Origin of the sequence: Rhodoferax sp. (assembly GCF_030653815.1) — a bacterium.
GTDB lineage: Bacteria > Pseudomonadota > Gammaproteobacteria > Burkholderiales > Burkholderiaceae_C > Rhodoferax.
In genome coordinates this window covers 1-15,438 of the sequence record NZ_JAURYQ010000025.1, presented here as the reverse complement: position 1 = coordinate 15,438, position 15,438 = coordinate 1, and the positions used below count along the sequence as shown (strand labels likewise).

The 15,438-nt window shown below is 62.3% G+C and carries 19 protein-coding genes and 1 tRNA gene; 12 read left to right on the top strand and 8 right to left on the bottom strand.

The genetic code is table 11. The features are described from left to right. Positions 1-78: 78 nt before the first annotated feature. Positions 79-339, bottom strand: a complete 261-nt coding sequence (locus tag Q7U49_RS09345; RefSeq protein ID WP_304763992.1) for a hypothetical protein — start codon at positions 337-339, stop codon at positions 79-81. Between the two features lie 144 nt (positions 340-483). On the opposite strand from Q7U49_RS09345, the gene Q7U49_RS09340 reads away from it, so the two are divergent. From Q7U49_RS09340 to Q7U49_RS09330, 3 genes are read left to right on the top strand one after another with little or no spacing between them, the layout of a single operon-like run. Continuing rightward, entirely contained in the window at positions 484-906 is a 423-nt protein-coding gene (locus tag Q7U49_RS09340; protein ID WP_304763990.1) for a DUF1924 domain-containing protein, read from the top strand. Between the two features lie 33 nt (positions 907-939). After that, positions 940-1,431 (top strand): diheme cytochrome c, encoded by a 492-nt coding sequence (locus Q7U49_RS09335; RefSeq protein ID WP_304763988.1) that lies wholly within the window; start codon positions 940-942, stop codon positions 1,429-1,431. A gap of 25 nt (positions 1,432-1,456) precedes the next feature. Then, positions 1,457-2,764: a ferric reductase-like transmembrane domain-containing protein gene (locus tag Q7U49_RS09330; protein WP_304763987.1), complete on the top strand. Its 1,308-nt coding sequence runs from the start codon at positions 1,457-1,459 to the stop codon at positions 2,762-2,764. A 78-nt stretch (positions 2,765-2,842) separates the two neighbouring features. Here the strand turns inward: Q7U49_RS09330 and Q7U49_RS09325 are convergent, their stop codons facing one another. The 4 genes from Q7U49_RS09325 to Q7U49_RS09310 all read right to left on the bottom strand — a co-directional run bounded on the left by Q7U49_RS09325 (position 2,843) and on the right by Q7U49_RS09310 (position 7,116). After that, a complete protein-coding gene (locus Q7U49_RS09325) occupies positions 2,843-4,138 on the bottom strand; it encodes an O-acetylhomoserine aminocarboxypropyltransferase/cysteine synthase family protein (protein WP_304763985.1) in 1,296 nt (431 codons plus the stop codon). A gap of 71 nt (positions 4,139-4,209) precedes the next feature. Next, positions 4,210-5,136 (bottom strand): DMT family transporter, encoded by a 927-nt coding sequence (locus Q7U49_RS09320; RefSeq protein WP_304763984.1) that lies wholly within the window; start codon positions 5,134-5,136, stop codon positions 4,210-4,212. A 14-nt stretch (positions 5,137-5,150) separates the two neighbouring features. Next, a complete protein-coding gene (locus Q7U49_RS09315; RefSeq protein ID WP_304763982.1) occupies positions 5,151-5,573 on the bottom strand; it encodes a BLUF domain-containing protein in 423 nt (140 codons plus the stop codon). Between the two features lie 73 nt (positions 5,574-5,646). Continuing rightward, positions 5,647-7,116, bottom strand: coding sequence for a Wzy polymerase domain-containing protein (locus tag Q7U49_RS09310; protein ID WP_304763981.1), 1,470 nt, complete (start codon positions 7,114-7,116; stop codon positions 5,647-5,649). 167 nt (positions 7,117-7,283) lie between these two features. Here Q7U49_RS09310 and Q7U49_RS09305 point away from each other — a divergent pair, with 167 nt between their 5' ends. The 3 genes from Q7U49_RS09305 to Q7U49_RS09295 are packed head-to-tail and all read left to right on the top strand — an operon-like array spanning position 7,284 to position 9,243. Next, positions 7,284-7,733 carry a nuclear transport factor 2 family protein gene (locus Q7U49_RS09305; RefSeq protein WP_304763979.1) on the top strand — a complete coding sequence of 150 codons (450 nt, stop codon included), beginning with the start codon at positions 7,284-7,286 and terminating at the stop codon, positions 7,731-7,733. Next, positions 7,730-8,692, top strand: coding sequence for a YheT family hydrolase (locus Q7U49_RS09300; protein ID WP_304763978.1), 963 nt, complete (start codon positions 7,730-7,732; stop codon positions 8,690-8,692). Before Q7U49_RS09305 ends, Q7U49_RS09300 begins: the two co-directional genes overlap by 4 nt. Before the next feature lie 11 nt (positions 8,693-8,703). Beyond that, positions 8,704-9,243, top strand: coding sequence for a DUF2946 family protein (locus Q7U49_RS09295; protein WP_304763976.1), 540 nt, complete (start codon positions 8,704-8,706; stop codon positions 9,241-9,243). An 88-nt stretch (positions 9,244-9,331) separates the two neighbouring features. Here the strand turns inward: Q7U49_RS09295 and Q7U49_RS09290 are convergent, their stop codons facing one another. Beyond that, on the bottom strand, positions 9,332-9,889 hold the full coding sequence (locus tag Q7U49_RS09290) for a cytochrome c5 family protein (protein ID WP_304763975.1): 558 nt from the start codon (positions 9,887-9,889) through the stop codon (positions 9,332-9,334). Positions 9,890-10,113: 224 nt separating this feature from the next. Here Q7U49_RS09290 and Q7U49_RS09285 point away from each other — a divergent pair, with 224 nt between their 5' ends. Genes Q7U49_RS09285 through panD form a run of 3 tightly spaced genes read left to right on the top strand, consistent with a single transcriptional unit; the run spans position 10,114 to position 11,951 of the window. Continuing rightward, the gene (locus Q7U49_RS09285; RefSeq protein ID WP_304763973.1) at positions 10,114-10,737 is read left to right on the top strand and encodes a hypothetical protein; all 624 of its coding nucleotides are present in this window, start codon (positions 10,114-10,116) and stop codon (positions 10,735-10,737) included. Positions 10,738-10,751: 14 nt separating this feature from the next. Further along, entirely contained in the window at positions 10,752-11,513 is a 762-nt protein-coding gene (locus Q7U49_RS09280) for a hypothetical protein (protein ID WP_304763971.1), read from the top strand. Between the two features lie 48 nt (positions 11,514-11,561). Beyond that, entirely contained in the window at positions 11,562-11,951 is a 390-nt protein-coding gene (gene panD, locus Q7U49_RS09275; protein WP_304763970.1) for an aspartate 1-decarboxylase, read from the top strand. A gap of 9 nt (positions 11,952-11,960) precedes the next feature. Here the strand turns inward: panD and Q7U49_RS09270 are convergent, their stop codons facing one another. Continuing rightward, the gene (locus tag Q7U49_RS09270) at positions 11,961-12,653 is read right to left on the bottom strand and encodes a class I SAM-dependent methyltransferase (RefSeq protein ID WP_304763969.1); all 693 of its coding nucleotides are present in this window, start codon (positions 12,651-12,653) and stop codon (positions 11,961-11,963) included. A 190-nt stretch (positions 12,654-12,843) separates the two neighbouring features. Between Q7U49_RS09270 and yghU the strand changes: the two genes are divergently transcribed. The 3 genes from yghU to Q7U49_RS09255 all read left to right on the top strand — a co-directional run bounded on the left by yghU (position 12,844) and on the right by Q7U49_RS09255 (position 14,284). Continuing rightward, positions 12,844-13,737 (top strand): glutathione-dependent disulfide-bond oxidoreductase, encoded by an 894-nt coding sequence (gene yghU, locus Q7U49_RS09265; protein WP_304763968.1) that lies wholly within the window; start codon positions 12,844-12,846, stop codon positions 13,735-13,737. A 16-nt stretch (positions 13,738-13,753) separates the two neighbouring features. Beyond that, positions 13,754-14,131, top strand: coding sequence for a glutaredoxin domain-containing protein (locus Q7U49_RS09260; RefSeq protein WP_304763967.1), 378 nt, complete (start codon positions 13,754-13,756; stop codon positions 14,129-14,131). 77 nt (positions 14,132-14,208) lie between these two features. Beyond that, a tRNA-Arg gene (locus Q7U49_RS09255) sits at positions 14,209-14,284 on the top strand. Between the two features lie 305 nt (positions 14,285-14,589). Here Q7U49_RS09255 and Q7U49_RS17435 read toward each other — a convergent pair. Beyond that, positions 14,590-14,847, bottom strand: coding sequence for a helix-turn-helix domain-containing protein (locus Q7U49_RS17435; protein WP_370653987.1), 258 nt, complete (start codon positions 14,845-14,847; stop codon positions 14,590-14,592). Positions 14,848-15,438 lie beyond the last annotated feature (591 nt).

Sequence of the window (15,438 nt, the reverse complement as noted above, 5' to 3'; positions counted from 1 at the left end):
TTGGTATAACCGGACTCGACTGCATTCGACGCTGGCCTATGTCAGCCCGATGAAGTTCGAACAGAACTGGCTTGCTAATCAGCCCAAGCAAGCCAACTCATGATCTCGGTTATGGGATACGGATTCCAGGGGCAAGGTCACCAGTCGCGTCAGGATGGTGCCCAGCGGCAGCACCTCCCCGGCTTCCAGCGCCCGCCGGGCACGGTCATGGTCGGCGTCGGCCCAGCCCATACCGCTGATGCTCATCAGCGTCGCCGCGCACAGCGCACCCAAGCGCGCGCGCCAGGACCGGCGTGGCTGCTGGGGTCGGCTTGAGCTGTTCGAGATCTTGTGTTGCATGGCTGGGTAACCCGGTGGATCTGGCACGATGAAGCTTGCTTTTATACCTTGTCAAGCTGAACGCAGGATGAACAACTGATTCACCTTGCGTTCAGTTGGGCGTGTGCATAGTCGCTCCCATACCCACCGCAAAAGGACGCGACCATGCACCCCAACCTGACCCTCTCCCTGCTCACAGCCGTCTTGTCATTGAGTCTGAGCAGCACCAGCTTTGCCGGCCCCCGGGACGATCTGATGGTGCAGTATGCCAGTGCCGCCAAAGCGGTCGACCCGACGTTTTCAGGCTTTTCTGCCGGTCGCGGCAAGGCGCTTTACCTGCAGGCATTCACCGGCGGCAAGCCCGACATCCCCACTTGCGCCAACTGCCATGGTCGCGACACCCGCGCGCCAGGGCAAACGCTGACTGGCAAATCCATTGAGCCGGTGGCGTTGTCGGTGTCCCCGACCCGTTACACCGATCCGGTCAAGGTGGAGAAGTGGTTCAAGCGCAACTGCACCGAAGTCATGGGCCGCGAATGCAGCGCCCGGGAAAAAGGCGACTGGTTGAGTTTCATGGCCAGTCAGTAATTTTTATCACCGTCAATCATTAAGGAACTTGTCATGAACATCCCTTACCGTCCGCTCGTCCTGAGCCTGCTCGTCATCGGCTTTTCTGCCCTGGTCCTGGGTCGTGCCCAGGCGGGTGGCGGCCATTTTTATGCGCCGGTCACCGACGCCGTGGTCAAGGAAGAGTGCGGCGGCTGCCACCTGGCCTTTGCCCCGTCCATGCTGCCGGCCCGCTCCTGGACGCGCATGATGGCCGACCTGAAAAACCATTTCGGTGACGACGCCAGCGTGGACCCGGCCACCGCCAAAAAAATCACCGCCTACCTCACCGCCAACGCCGCTGACCAGGCCGGCACGCGTTACGGCAACAAGCTGCTGCGTGACGTGGCGCCAAGCCAGGCCCCGCTGCGCATTACCGAACTGCCGCGCTGGGTCAAGGAACACCGCGAAGTAAGGGCCTCGGAGTGGACCCAGAGCACGGTGCGCAGCAAGGCCAATTGCACCGCTTGCCATGCCGGTGCCGAACGCGGCTATTACGAGGACTGAGCTTGCCCTTTTGGAGTCAATCACCATGAAGACCTTGTTCGCCAGCCTGATCACCTTGCTTGCCCTGAGCTGGGGCTGGGACATCGCGCAGGCCCCGGCGGACCCGAATGTCCACGCGCTGTGGCTGGCGCGCCAGCAGCTGCTGCACCTGAGCGGCCTGCTGTCGGTGGCCATGATGTCGCTGGCGATGTTGTTGGCAACCCGCCCGGTGTGGCTGGAAGCGCCATTGGGCGGCATGGACCGCATTTACCGCAGCCACAAGTGGGCCGGCATTCTGGCGGTCGGCTTTGCTGCGCTGCACTGGCTGGTCGAGATGTCCGACGACATCCTGAAAACCCTGATTGGCCGCCAGGGCCGGGTGCCTGAAGACGTGTTGACCGGCTTGCTCGACGTGCTGCGCGACCTGGCCGAAGACATGGGCGAGTGGGCCATTTATGCGCTGCTGGCGATGCTGGTGATCACCCTGTGGAAGAAGTTTCCTTACCGGCCGTGGCGCTTTTTGCACCGCGCCATGCCGGTGCTTTACCTGATGCTGGCGTTTCATGCGGCCCTGCTCGCGCCCACAGACTATTGGACCCAGCCGGTGGGTGCGCTGCTTGCCGTGCTGCTGGGCGCAGGTGTTTACGGCGCGGTGCACACCCTGCTGGGGCGCATCGGCAAGGCGCGCGAAAGCAGCGGTGAGATCATGGCGGTCGAGCCGCTGGCGCCTGATGTCACTACGGTCGTGTGCCGCCTCGGGCCTGACTGGCGCGGCCACCGCCCGGGCCAGTTTGCCTTTGTCAGCTTTGACGACAAAGAGGGCGCGCATCCGTTCACCATCGCCAGCGCCGACCAGGGCGACCACACGGTCAGCTTCCAGATCAAGGCGCTGGGCGACTACACCCGCGGCTTGGCCCTGCGCCTGCAGCCGGGACAGCACGTGCGCGTCGAAGGGCCTTATGGCCGCTTTGACATGGGGCGGCGCCAGCGGCGGGCGCGGCAGATATGGATTGCCGGCGGCATTGGCGTGACACCTTTTCTGGCCTGGCTGGAATCCCTGCAGGCCCAGCCCGACAAAGCGCCGGCGGCCGAGCTGCATTACTGCACCCGCGACCAGGCCACCGATGCCTTTGTGCCACACCTGCAGGCCTTGTGTGCCGCCCTGCCAGCGGTGCGGTTGCACCTCCATGATGCGCGTCAGGGCGCCAAGTTGACGGCTGCGGCACTGAGTGTGTCAGGCAAGACGGAAATCTGGTTTTGCGGCCCCGCCGGGCTGGCCCATACCCTGCGCCAGGGGCTTGCGGCGCTGGGTTGGCGTCCCCGTTTTCACCAGGAAGCCTTCGAGATGCGTTAGTTGTGCTTTCAAGTCCTCGAACTCCACACGTTTTCCCTTGATCTGGAAAAACATGCGGTCTCCCTGGGTGGCGGCAGCTTAAACGGCAGCCAGGGCTTGTGTCAGGTCGGCCAATAAGTCGTCAATGTGCTCAATGCCAATCGACAGGCGCACGGCGTCCTCGGGCACGCCGGCCTTGATCAGTTCGGCCGGTGACAACTGGCGGTGGGTGGTGGAGGCCGGGTGGGTGGCCAGCGACTTGGCGTCGCCAATGTTGACCAGGCGTGTGAACAGCTGCAGTGCATCCAGAAAGGCGGCGCCGGCCTTGCGGCCTTCACCGGGCGCCGACTTGACGCCAAAGGTGAGCAGGCCACTGGCCTTGCCGCCCAGGTATTTTTGCGCCAGCGCATGGTCGGGGTGGCTGGGCAGCCCCGCGTAATTGACCCACGCGGCCTTGGGGTGGGCCTGCAGGAATTGCGCCACCTTGATCGTGTTGTCATTGATGCGGTCCATGCGCAGGCTCAGGGTCTCGATGCCCTGCAAAATCAAAAACGCGTTGAACGGTGACAGCGCCGCGCCGGTGTTGCGCAGCGGCACCACGCGGGCGCGGCCAATGTAGGCGGCAGCGCCCAGGGCTTCGGTGTAGACCACGCCGTGGTAACTTTGGTCGGGCTCGTTGAGGCGCTTGAAGCGTGCCTTGTGCTCCGCCCAGGGGAACTTGCCCGAATCCACAATGGCGCCGGCAATGCTGGTGCCGTGCCCGCCCATGTACTTGGTGAGGGAGTGCACCACGATGTCGGCGCCGTGCTCAAACGGGCGCAATAGGTAAGGTGTGGCCACCGTGTTGTCGACAATCAGCGGCACACCGTGGCGGTGGGCAATGGCCGCAATGGCGGCGATGTCGGTCACGGTGCCCTGCGGGTTGCTGATGGATTCGATGAACACGGCCTTGGTCTTGTCGTCAATCAGCGGCTCGAAGCTGGCGGGGTCGCGCGGGTCGGCAAAACGGGTGGTGATGCCTGATAGCGGCAGCGTGTGCGCCAGCAGGTTGTAGGTGCCGCCATACAGCGCGGTGCTGGCAATGATGTTGTCGCCGGCCTCGGCAATGGTCTGGATGGCGTAGGTCACGGCGGCCTGGCCTGAGGCCAGCGCCAGCGCGGCAATGCCGCCCTCGAGCGCGGCCACGCGCTGCTCCAGCACATCGTTGGTCGGGTTCATGATGCGGGTGTAGATGTTGCCCGGCACCTTCAGGTCAAACAGGTCGGCGCCATGCTGGGCGCTGTCAAAGGCGTAGGCCGCCGTCTGGTAAATTGGCACCGCCACCGCCTTGGTGGTGGGATCGGGTGAGTAACCGGCGTGGACCGATTTGGTTTCGAATTTCCAGGATGGGGACATGAACTAGCTCCTTGTGGTTTTGAAATGGCTGCGCGATCAGGCTGGATGGTAGCGCCAGCGGGTCCTCAGATTTAACCCATGGGGTCTTGGACCAAGGGCGTGTGCAGGACTGGCTTGGTGGCGACCTTGCCTTGCCACCAGATGAACAGCCCCGAGCCGATGACCACGGCGCAGCCGAGCACCATGGGGCCGTCAGGTCGCTCGCCAAACATCGCCATGCCCAGGCCGATGCCGAACAGCAGCCGGGTGTAGCGAAACGGCGTCACCGTCGAGATGGCGCCGGTGCGCATCGCCTTCATCAAGGCCGTGTAGGCAAAGACGCCCGTGCCCACAGCGGCCGCCAGGCCGAAGGCGTTGCTGGTCGTCGGCCAGACCAAAGGCTTGCCATCCCACCACGAGAACAGCACGCCGGCGACCACGACGGTCAAAAATCCGTAAAAACCCAGATGCCAGGTGGTGAGCGCTGCAGGCGCCGCACGGCTTGCCAGGTCGCGCCCGGCAAAGCCCAGGGTGCCGACCACGGCCAACAGGGACAAGGCCGAGAAGTCATCGGTGGCTGGCCGCAGGATGATGACGACCCCGACCAGGCCGGCCACGATGGCGCACCAGCGCCGCCAGCCGACGGTTTCGCCAAAAAACGCCATCGCGCCCAACACCACGATGATGGGTGTGGCCTGCAAAATAGCGGTGGCAGACGACAGCGGTGTGAGCGCAATCGCCAGCACATAAAACAAGCGACCGACCAGTTCACACAGCGCGCGGATCAGCATCACCCTGGAAAAAGCTTGCGCGATCAGCAGCCTGGACCCGTTGCGTAGCGTCAGGCCGGCAAACAACACGGCCCCGCCAGCGCCAAACAGCATCAGCACCTGTCCGACCGGCAGCTGTTGCGTGGCGACTTTGATGAACGCATCTTCGACCGCGAACGCCGCCATAGCCACAATCATCCAGACAATGCCGGTGAGGTTGGCGCGGTGGAGACTCTGGTGGGTTGGCATGGGGCCGGACAAGTTCAGGCGTCCAGGCTTTGGATGACGCTGCCCTTGGCCAGCAAGTCATCGATACGCGCCATCACCTGCAAGCCGGTGACGGAGTAAGTGTCGAATTCCGGCCACTCGATCTTTGTGGCCGGGTCAAGGTCAGACAAACTGACGTGCGCCATGGACCAGTTTTCATAGCGTCTTTTGGCAATGCTTTCGCAGTGGAGCAACTCGACCTTGGTGTGCCGTTGGTCCTCATAAATGCGCGCATACAGTTGGGTCACCGTGCCGCGCTCACCTTCGAGCGCCTGCAAAAACACGCCTTGGCCCTGGCACAGCACCCCGGTGATTCCGTGGGCCTGGTTCCAGGCTTGCGCCTTCTTCAGGATGGCGTTGGTCATGGTGGTGGTTTGCGGACCCACCGCGGTGCTCAGGTAAATGATGCGAATCAGCATTTTTCTCCCTTGGTGTATTCATTCAGTAGATTCGGCGATGGTAGCGAATCGGACCGGTCGATGTGCACAGGCATCAGGGCTCGTGTGTTTTGCGCCAGTCGGCATGGTCTTGCGGAAAGGCGGCCTGCAGGCGCGCCAAATAAAAGTCGGCCTCGCCCTCACGGCCCAGCAGCCGGGCGCTGTTGATGATGATTTCGACCACGCGCGCCTCGGGAGAAAAATGCAATACGTCCTTGGCCAGCCGGTTCATGGGCTCTGCGTTGGCAGCGGTCAGCTCGGTGAGGGTGAGTTCGGCAAAGCGCACCTGGTCCTGAAACAGCAGCACATGCCGGGTTTTTTCCAGGGTGTCGGCTCGATACTCCGGCGCGCGTTTTTCTGGTGGCAAATAGATCTGGCTGGCCAGATGGTATTGCCAGCCGGCCAGCGCGCAGAAGGTGAGCAGCATGCCCGCCAGGGTCGCCTGCACGTAGGGCGCCAGTGTCCTGCGCCACTGACCGCCCGCGGGCAACAGCAGCCACACGCACAGGCCGGCGGCCATCTGGAACGGGCCGTACCAGAGCGGGTATTCCAGCAGGCTGTGCAGCACAATGACCGCCAGCACAGCCCAGGCCATCTGCCGGCTGGCGTCGGGCTCGCGCCAGGGCCGGGCGCGCAAGATGAGCCACAGTGCGCCGCCGCACAGCAGCAATGCCAGCGGCAGGCCTAACTCCACCGCCAGGTGCAGGGGCAGGTTGTGGGCGTTGTCCAGAATGTCGCAAAAGCGCGCGCCAGGGTAGAGCGTGATGAAGTGGGCATAGTCCAGCTCGCCCCAGCCCCAGCCCAGCCAGGGCCTCTGGGCGATCAGATACAGCACGTTGTGCCACAGGGTGAGGCGGCTGCTACAGGCCGAATCACCGGCACGCAGTCTGGCCCAGGCGCCGCTGCTGGACGGGTCCAGTCCGGCCAGCCAAGGCAGTGCCCAGTTGGCCACGGCGTAGCTCAGCACGGCCGCCAGCAGCACCCAGGGCAAGGCCGATGCCGCCGGCATCGAGGCCTCTTGCTGACGGGCGCGGCGCTGCCAGACCAGGGTCATGGCCACCACCACCAGCAGTTGCAACAAGCCGGTGCGCGACGACGACGCGGCATTGCCGGCACCCAGCAGCACGGCCAGCAGCAGCGCCAGTCCGAATTGGCCTGGGCGCCGCCCGGGCCTTGGCGGGGAAGCTTGCGCGACCCACCACAGCAAGGCCAGCAGTCCGATACCCATCAGGCTGGCAAACTGGTTGCGCTGGCGCAGGTTGCCATAAGCCAAGCCCACCTCGGTGTGGTTGGCCCACACCCCGAGCCAGCCGGAGGCGCCAAAATACTGCAGCAAGCCAAGCATGGCACTCAGGCACGCGGCTGTCAGCCAGGCGCCGGCCACGGCATATACCCAGCGCTGCCGCGCGGCGGGGGTGTTGTCGCTGGCCCGCAGCAATAACAAGCCCGCCGCGCAGGCCCAGGCAAACAGCAGCGGCATCACGGCGGCGGTCGGCCCGGGCGAAAACGGATTGAGCCAGGGCAACGTGATGAGGAGGGCAAGGGCAAACGAGCGCATAAAAAGGGAGTGACCCGCGTAAAAAATCAGGAGCGGCAATTCTCGCAGTTGCGGCAGTGGGTACCCTTGGGTCGGTGTGTCAGGCAGTTTTGAAAGCGCGGCAAAATGAGCGCACCACTGAATGAGTCCTTACCATGTCCAAAGTCAAAAAAATCGCTGCCATTGCCGGAGGCTCGTCGGATGAGCTTGAAGCCGCTTTTTACGAGGCGCTGCAAAACGCCGACCTGGACCGGCTGATGGCCTGCTGGGCTGACGACGACGAGGTGCTGTGTGTGCATCCGGGTGGCCCGCGCATGATTGGCCTGGGCGCGATCCGTTCGGCCTTTGAAGCCATGTTCAACAACGGCAGCATTCGGGTCCGGCCCGAAGACGTGCGCAAAATCGAGGCGCTGGGCAGCGCGGTGCACAGTGTGCGCGAGCGCATCGAACTGCTGACGCCCGAGGGGCCGATGGAGGCGGTGGTGATTGCCACCAACGTGTACCACAAGACCGCGCAAGGCTGGCGCCTGGTGGCGCACCATGCCAGCCCCGGCAGCGCCCGCGAGCCCCATGACATCACCGAGATTGCGCCGGTTTTACATTGAATTACCACGCACCCTGGTGGCTGCCCGGCGGCCATGTTCAAACCATTTGGCCCGCCTTGCATGGCCGCTCCGGGCGACGCGCAGTGCCGCCTTACCGCCGCGAGCGCTGGATTACCCCGGATGATGACTTTGTCGACGTGGACTGGCTTGATGGGCCTGCAGAAGCACCCTTGCTGGTGCTGTTTCATGGACTGGAGGGATCCTCCGGCAGTCACTACGCGCTGGCGTTTGCGCAGTGGGCGCACGCCCGGGGTTGGGGCCTGGTCATGCCCCATTTTCGCGGCTGCAGCGGTGAAATCAACCGCGCACCGCGCGCCTACCACTCGGGTGATTTTGAGGAAATAGGCTGGATCTTGGCGCGCTTGCGCGCCCGCCATGCCGGTTCGTTGTACGCCGTGGGTGTCTCTTTGGGCGGCAACGCGCTGCTGCGCTGGGCGCAGGAGGCGGGCAGCACGGCGGCCCGCGTGGTGCAGGCGCTGGCCAGTGTCTCGGCCCCGGTGGATCTGGCGGCCAGCGGCCAGGCCATTGGCCGGGGTCTGAGCCGACAGGTCTACACCCGCATGTTCTTGCACACCATGAAGCCCAAGGCGCTGCAAAAGCTGGCCCAGTTTCCGGGCCTGTTTGATGCGAAGGCCCTGCACGCGGCGCAGGACTTGCACGACTTCGACGATGTTTTCACGGCACCCCTGCACGGCTTTAAAGATACGCAAGACTATTGGCGGCGCGCGTCGGCCAAGCCGCGCCTGGCCGACATCCGTCTGCCGACGCTGGTGGTCAATGCGCTGAACGACCCGTTTGTACCGGCCAGCAGTCTGCCACGGCAAAACGAGGTGGGGTCGAAGGTGCGCTTGTGGCAGCCGGAACAAGGGGGGCATGTCGGTTTCATGGCCGGGCCGTCGCCGGGTCATTTGCAAACGCTGCCGCAAACTGTGGGTGATTGGTTGCGCGCGCACACTTGAAAGGATAAAAAATGGACGACATCGTCAAACAAGCCATGGCCAAATGGCCCAACGTACCCAACTGTCAGGGCTGGCTGGGGCTGGATGCGCGTGGCAACTGGTACCTGCGCGATGACCGCGCCCAGGCCGCTGGCGCGTTCCAGAGCGGACTGCCGGGCAGCAAGGGCAGCCTGCTGACGCATGAGAAACTGATTGATTTCATTGCCCGCAACTACCTGCCGGATGCGCAGGGCCAATGGTTTTTCCAGAACGGGCCGCAGCGCGTCTATGTCGAGCTGCAGGCCACGCCGCTGGTCTGGCGCGTGCAGCTGGATCACAGCGTCAAGGACCACCTGGACCGCGCCGCCGTGGTCACGGGCGCCTGGCTCGATGAAGCGGGGCATTTGTATTTGGCGTCACCGGCTGGCCTGGGGCTGGTGCACACCCAGGACATGGGTCTGGCCGCCGAGGCGGTGGAGCAGGGCCGGTGGCAGCCGCAAGATGTTTTGCAAGCCGATCTGCCCGGCCTGTTTGGCTTTGTCAAAAGCCCGCAGGCAGGGCAAGAGAAGTAGAAAAACGGAGGTCATTGCGGACTTGATCCGCCATCCATGACTGCCGGACTTCCTGGATGCCGGGTCAAGCCCGGCATGACAGCAACCGTTATTTGGCGGCAGAGGCTGCGTCGGCAGCGGGTGCGGCAGCGCCCTCGGCTTCGGGGGCCTTGGGGTCTTCAAATTTGGCACCTGCGGCGTTGGCCATGTAGGCTACAGCACGACCGATTTCAAAGTCGGCAAACGCACCGCCGCCTTGTGCGGCCATGTTGCCCTTGCCCTTGAGCGCAGACGTCAGCAGGGCCTCATAGCCGGTGGCAATACGCGGCGCCCAGGCGCCCGCGTCGGCCAACTTGGGTGCGCCCACCAAACCGGCAGCGTGGCAGGTGGTGCACTGCGCCTGGTAAACCTGTTCGCCAGTTTTGGGTTCGCGCGAGGCCTCGCCCAGTTGCAGCACGCCCACCTTCTGAATGCGGCCCATCACGGCTTCCTCAGACATGCTGGCGGCCATATGGCCACTGCTTTGTCCCATGTAATAAACCACCAGAGAGCCCACGACCACCAGCGGCAAACCGAGCAAAACGAGGATGTTCGTGATTTTTTTGATTCCGCTGGCTTCAGGGGCCGCGTGGGCGTCGTGGTCTGCTGTGTGATGGTGGTCGCTCATGAGGGCCTCGATGGATGTTAGGTACAAAAACAGCCTCGAATTATAGGGTTGGGGCGTTTTGGGCCCCCAACCCGGCCGGCTCAGCGGTAGAGCAGGATCTGGATCTTTGAGTGTGTCAACACCTTGCGGCGTTCATCGCCGAGCAGCAGGGCGCTCACCCCCTGGTGCGAGCGCAGGCACAATCAAGCCATCCCCACGTTTGCTCGAAGTAAGGAACCTCATTCATGTCACTCAACAAAGAACTGCTCGCCGCGCTGCAAAAGGCCGGAGCTGCCGTGTTTGATGCCGATGCCCAGCTCAAGTTGGCAGTCAAGAGTTATGGCGAACGCGTCCAGGCGGCTGTCGGATCCAATCCATTTCACCTGGGCAATGACACGCTGTTTGAAAACTGGAAGATGGTCGCAAGGCTGTCTAAAACGGTCGCCGCCATGGAGGAAGATCTGACTAATGTCTACCAGTTGGCCAGCGCCCTGAGCGATGTGGAGCCGTCCTTGCCCGAGCTGGTGACGGCCCTGTCAGCCCCCGCACCGGACGCCGCTGCTGAAACAGCGTCGTCCCCGACGCAGGACAGCAGCCTGGCCGCCACCGACGTCAAGATCAAAAGAAAGAAAAAAGCTGCTGCGGCCAAACCGGGCCCGGCCTTGGCCGGCCCCTTGCCCAGCAATGCAGACAAATTGCTCAAGCACCTGAAATATGTCCTGAAAACCAAGGGCTTTGCGCCCGTCAACCAGACCGCCGTGGCCAAGGCCACCGGCATTCCGCTGGGCTCGATGACGGCGGCACTCAAGCGCTTGGTGGCTGCGGGGCGTTTGCAGGCGAACAATGCCGGCCAGTTCAAACTGGTTTGAGGCTGTGAGTCGGCATGTCTAGACTGCAAGCGGAACTGCAGCGCCTCTACCTGCCGCATGTCGCCCAGCCGCAGGGCCAGGACGCTGACGGTGATGCCATCCGGCTGATCGACCCCGACGGGCGGGTTCGCGCGTGGGTCGTGGAGCTGGCACAGCAGGCCGGTTGGGCCGGCGTGGCGGCGCTATGGCAGGGTGTTCAAGATGAGCTCGAGCTACCCGCCCCCGCCATCGCCGTGTCCGGCATGGACGGCTATCAGGTCTGGTTTTCGCTGGCCGAGCCGGTGCCGCTGGCGCAGGCGCTGGCGTTTCTTGAAGGTCTGCGCCTGCGCTACCTGGGCGCTATCGCCGCCAAACACATCCGCATGAAGCCGCAGGCCGATGATTCGGCACCCGGGCAGGGTCAGCCTATCAGGCGGGTACCCGCCCGCCAGGGGGAGTCAGGCCATTGGTCGGCGTTTGTGGCCCCGGGCCTGGCCGGCATGTTTGCCGATGAACCCTGGCTTGACCTGCCGCCCAGCCCGGATGCGCAGGCCAAGCTGCTGGCTGGCGTGCAAAGCATTCAGCCGGCTGAATTCCGCTTGGCACTGGACCGGCTCTGCCCGGTCGGCGCGCCCGCAGCCCGCGCTTCGGGACCCATGACGGGTGATGTCGCCCAAGCGGCCCAGAATCCGAAGCGTTTTCTGCTTGCGGTGATGAACGACCCGGCCACCGACATGTTGCTGCGCATTGAGGCCGCGAAAGCGCTCTTGCCTTATTTCGAACGCGGCCATACCTGAGTCGTGGCCAGCCGAGCCTTCTCAAGCGTTCTTTTAAAATCCCGCTCCATGTTTCGTACCTTACTCAAATCCAAAATCCATCGCGTCGCCGTCACCCAATGTGAACTGCACTACGAGGGCTCCTGCGCCATCGATGAAAACCTGCTCGATGCCGCCAACATCGCTGAAAACGAGCAAGTTCATATCTGGAACATCAACAATGGCGAGCGCTTCATCACCTACGCCATCAAGGGCGAGCGCGGCTCCGGCATGATTTCGGTCAACGGTTCAGCGGCGCGCCGTGCCGCCGTGGGCGACCTCATCATCATCGCGGCGTTTGGCCAGATCCATGAAGACCAGGTGGCCAGTCACCAGCCGCAACTGGTGTTTGTCGATGAACACAACCACCAGACCGTGTTGCGCCACGCGGTGCCGACGCAACACGCCCCAGGGCACTGAGCTGCCATTTCAGCGCTTGCGCAGCAGATTGACGCGCATCGGGCGCACAAAGCCGGCACCCTCAACCCCCATGTGCTGCTCAAAGCGTGCGCGTACCTGCTGCAGCGTTGAGGCATCCAGGCGGTGGTCGGCAAAGGTCACGCCAATCATGCGCGCCTCGAAATCGGCAAAGTCGCGGAACTGCACCGGAACATCGAACAGAATCTCGTCGACCTGCTGCCAGGCCCCTGAAACGACGGCTTTTTGCAGCGCGTTCAAAGCCGCGGCGCGCACCAATTCCTCGTCGTGGAACAAGCGCATGACCTCGTTGAGCGGCCCGGCAAACACGGGCTCAGACACATACAGCAGACCGCCAGGTTTCAGCACCCGGTGAACTTCCGCCAAGGCCTGGTCCAGTTGCGCCAAGGGCACATGGTGCAGGGACTTCAGCATCAAGGCCAGGTCAAACGCCGCTGCGGTCAGTGGAATGGCTTGCGCGCCGGCTTCAATGAAGTGCAGGCCCGGCAAGGGGTCGCGCAGGTTCTTGGCGTGTTGGCGCGCGTCCACCTCGAGCGCCGTGAGCTCGCAGCCCGGGAATCGTGCCAGCAGTTTGCGCGCCAGGCCGGCGCCGCCGCAACCCAGTTCGATGATGTGGCGGTGTTGATCCAGCGGGACCAGCCGGTGCAGCAAGTCCAGTTCGTCCGTGACCAGGGGGTGCGACATGAGATCCTTTGCAAGGTAGGCGTCAACCAACAAAACAGCCATCCGGCTTTCAGGCCCCAGATGCTTGAGCTGCGCTGAATAATAAGCAGGTTTTCCCATCCATCCGGGAGAGCACTATACTTTTTACATGCTTTTGAAGCGCACATGCAGCGCCCAAGACAAGCCTCGCACATGCCCTGAAAGCCCACCCATGTCTGATGAAAATAGTTACACCCCGCCCAAGGTCTGGGCCTGGAACAAGGCCAGCGGTGGCCGTTTTGCCAGCATCAACCGACCCATCGCCGGACCCACGCACGAGCGGGTGCTGCCGCGCGGCAAACACCCGCTGCAGCTGTATTCGCTGGGCACGTCCAATGGCGTCAAGGTGACGGTGATGCTGGAGGAGTTGCTGGCGCTCGGCCACCGTGGCGCGGAATACGACGCCTGGCTGATCCGCATCAGCGACGGCGACCAGTTTGGCAGCGGTTTTGTCGAGGTCAATCCCAATTCGAAGATTCCCGCGCTGCTGGACTGCAGCACGGCTGAACCGATCCGGGTGTTTGAGTCCGGCGCCATCCTGATGTACCTGGCAGAAAAATTTGGCGCCTTGTTGCCGACCGCGCCACGCCAACGCGCCGAATGCCTGTCGTGGTTGTTTTGGCAGATGGGCAGCGCGCCGTTTCTGGGCGGGGGCTTCGGCCACTTCTATGTTTATGCGCCGATCAAAATCGAATACGCCATTGACCGCTTTGCCATGGAAGTCAAGCGCCAGATGGATGTGCTGAATCGCCGCCTTGCCGAAAGTCCCTATGTGGGCGGTGATAACTACACCATCGCCGACATCGCCATCTGGCCTTGGTATGGGAACTTGGCCAGAGGCCAGCTTTACGAGGCGGGTGAATTCCTGCGGGTCAGTGATTACCCCCATGTGATCGCCTGGGCCGACAAAATTGCCCAACGCCCCGCCGTCCAACGTGGCCGCATGGTCAACCGCGTGACCGGGCCGCTGGCAACCCAGTTGCACGAGCGCCATGAGGCGAGTGACTTCGACACCCGCACCCAGGACAAGCTGCAGTCCGGGAGCGGCGATACTGACAGGCCCTGACCCTCCGGAGTTTTTCATGCCACGCCCGATTCTTGACGAAACGCATCTCCATCCCGCGATCCGCAGCAAGGTCGCCGGACATCAGCAGGCCATCGTTCAGGAGGTCATGGCTGCTCTCAAGGACAACGAGGTGGTGGTGGTGGGCATGGGCTGGAACCCTTTCCCCAAGCAGGCCTGCAAGGCGCTCGACCAGGTGAGGCAGCCCTACAAGTATCTGGAGTACGGCAATTACCTCAATACCTGGCGCGCGCGCAATGCGCTCAAGATGTGGACCGGCTGGCCCACCTTTCCGATGGTGTTCGTCAAAGGCGTACTGGTCGGTGGCGCCAGCGAGCTCAAGGCGCTGATTGCCAGTGGTGAGTTGAAAGAGCTCTTGGTGCAAACCGATACATAGCTTGACTCGCATGCCTTGAGGGTCAGACCAATTTGCTCATGTGCGAGAATAGCTCCCTTGCAGTTTCTCAGAAAAATGCGGCTGTAGCTCAGTGGATAGAGTATTGGCCTCCGAAGCCAAGGGTCGTGGGTTCGATCCCCGCCAGCCGCACCAAACGCATCTTCGCCACCCTTCGCGGTGGCGTTTTTGTTGGTGGCAAGCCAATGTTTTGATTGGCTTTGCTTAAAAGTCACCTTCGCCGAGCACCGCCGTTATTCGCCAACAGCCGAGAGTCTCAGGGGTTGGGCGAGGGGGTGTGACGGCAAATTGCCAAGATCCCAACCCCTGGATGTGCCGCAAACCTATATTTGGCAAGGCTTTGCGGAAATTGCTGGGCCACCGCGTCGATGGTAAATGCCTCGCGCGCTCGCGCGTACTGCTCTGTTTTGGTGAATTCATGCGCCCGTATAGGGTGGAAATTAAACGTTATCAGGGTTGGCTGAGATAACTTTTCGGGCAAGTCGCTTGTCGACATCCCTGAGCAATTCAGATGGCACCACGTCCAAGGCATCGCACAGGCGGTAGACCATACGAATACTTGAGCTGTTCCTGCCGAGTTCAATCAACGATATGTAATTACAATCAACATCCGCACGCAATGCCAAGTCAGTTTGACTCCATTTACGTCTTGTTCGCAGGCTTCTTAGGGCCTGACCGAATGCCTGATCTACGTCCACGTTGGTTGCTCAGTAAATTGAGCAAGGTTCGCGCATGGGCTGGTAGCAATTGCTGCATATATACGGCAGAATTGACCGCATGTACCTTGGATCAGACTTTCATCGCTATTGGGCTAGGTGTGGCCGACAAGATAAACATCCTGACGATGTTGCATATCTTGAGGATTCACCATTTGTTCACGATGTAAGGCCTTGTCCGTTTGATGGGCCGTTGGACCGGGCAAAGGTGGTGATCTGTTTGGCGAATCCCAGCTATGGAAAAGACAGCGATGTAAAACAACTAAACGAGCTGGTTATGTCACTTCGGTCTGGCGAGGAGGCGCTTCCGGACGAGTTTGATGTTTTCTACCGACGGATCACAAGGTCAATGGGTGTCTCGTTGGATCGGCTGAGAAATTTGGTCTCTGTGTTGAACGTATGTCCATACGCTTCAGCAAGCATGTCCGATACGTGACCTTGCCCTCGAAAAACGTATCCCTTGCTGAGTGTTTAAATTCAGGCAAGGAGAACGGAAATGACGAAAACGGCAAGAGCGCGATACACGCTCGAATTCAAGCAAGAGGCAGTGCGACTGGTCGAGGGAGGTCAGAG

Bases quoted from the DNA above. Each gene is read 5' to 3' on its own strand.
- Q7U49_RS09345 (WP_304763992.1), bottom strand. From the start codon at position 339: ATGCAACACAAGATCTCGAACAGCTCAAGCCGACCCCAGCAGCCACGC.
- Q7U49_RS09340 (WP_304763990.1), top strand. From the start codon at position 484: ATGCACCCCAACCTGACCCTCTCCCTGCTCACAGCCGTCTTGTCATTG.
- Q7U49_RS09335 (WP_304763988.1), top strand. From the start codon at position 940: ATGAACATCCCTTACCGTCCGCTCGTCCTGAGCCTGCTCGTCATCGGC.
- Q7U49_RS09330 (WP_304763987.1), top strand. From the start codon at position 1,457: ATGAAGACCTTGTTCGCCAGCCTGATCACCTTGCTTGCCCTGAGCTGG.
- Q7U49_RS09325 (WP_304763985.1), bottom strand. From the start codon at position 4,138: ATGTCCCCATCCTGGAAATTCGAAACCAAATCGGTCCACGCCGGTTAC.
- Q7U49_RS09320 (WP_304763984.1), bottom strand. From the start codon at position 5,136: ATGCCAACCCACCAGAGTCTCCACCGCGCCAACCTCACCGGCATTGTC.
- Q7U49_RS09315 (WP_304763982.1), bottom strand. From the start codon at position 5,573: ATGCTGATTCGCATCATTTACCTGAGCACCGCGGTGGGTCCGCAAACC.
- Q7U49_RS09305 (WP_304763979.1), top strand. From the start codon at position 7,284: ATGTCCAAAGTCAAAAAAATCGCTGCCATTGCCGGAGGCTCGTCGGAT.
- Q7U49_RS09295 (WP_304763976.1), top strand. From the start codon at position 8,704: ATGGACGACATCGTCAAACAAGCCATGGCCAAATGGCCCAACGTACCC.
- Q7U49_RS09290 (WP_304763975.1), bottom strand. From the start codon at position 9,889: ATGAGCGACCACCATCACACAGCAGACCACGACGCCCACGCGGCCCCT.
- Q7U49_RS09285 (WP_304763973.1), top strand. From the start codon at position 10,114: ATGTCACTCAACAAAGAACTGCTCGCCGCGCTGCAAAAGGCCGGAGCT.
- Q7U49_RS09280 (WP_304763971.1), top strand. From the start codon at position 10,752: ATGTCTAGACTGCAAGCGGAACTGCAGCGCCTCTACCTGCCGCATGTC.
- panD (WP_304763970.1), top strand. From the start codon at position 11,562: ATGTTTCGTACCTTACTCAAATCCAAAATCCATCGCGTCGCCGTCACC.
- Q7U49_RS09270 (WP_304763969.1), bottom strand. From the start codon at position 12,653: ATGTCGCACCCCCTGGTCACGGACGAACTGGACTTGCTGCACCGGCTG.
- yghU (WP_304763968.1), top strand. From the start codon at position 12,844: ATGTCTGATGAAAATAGTTACACCCCGCCCAAGGTCTGGGCCTGGAAC.
- Q7U49_RS09260 (WP_304763967.1), top strand. From the start codon at position 13,754: ATGCCACGCCCGATTCTTGACGAAACGCATCTCCATCCCGCGATCCGC.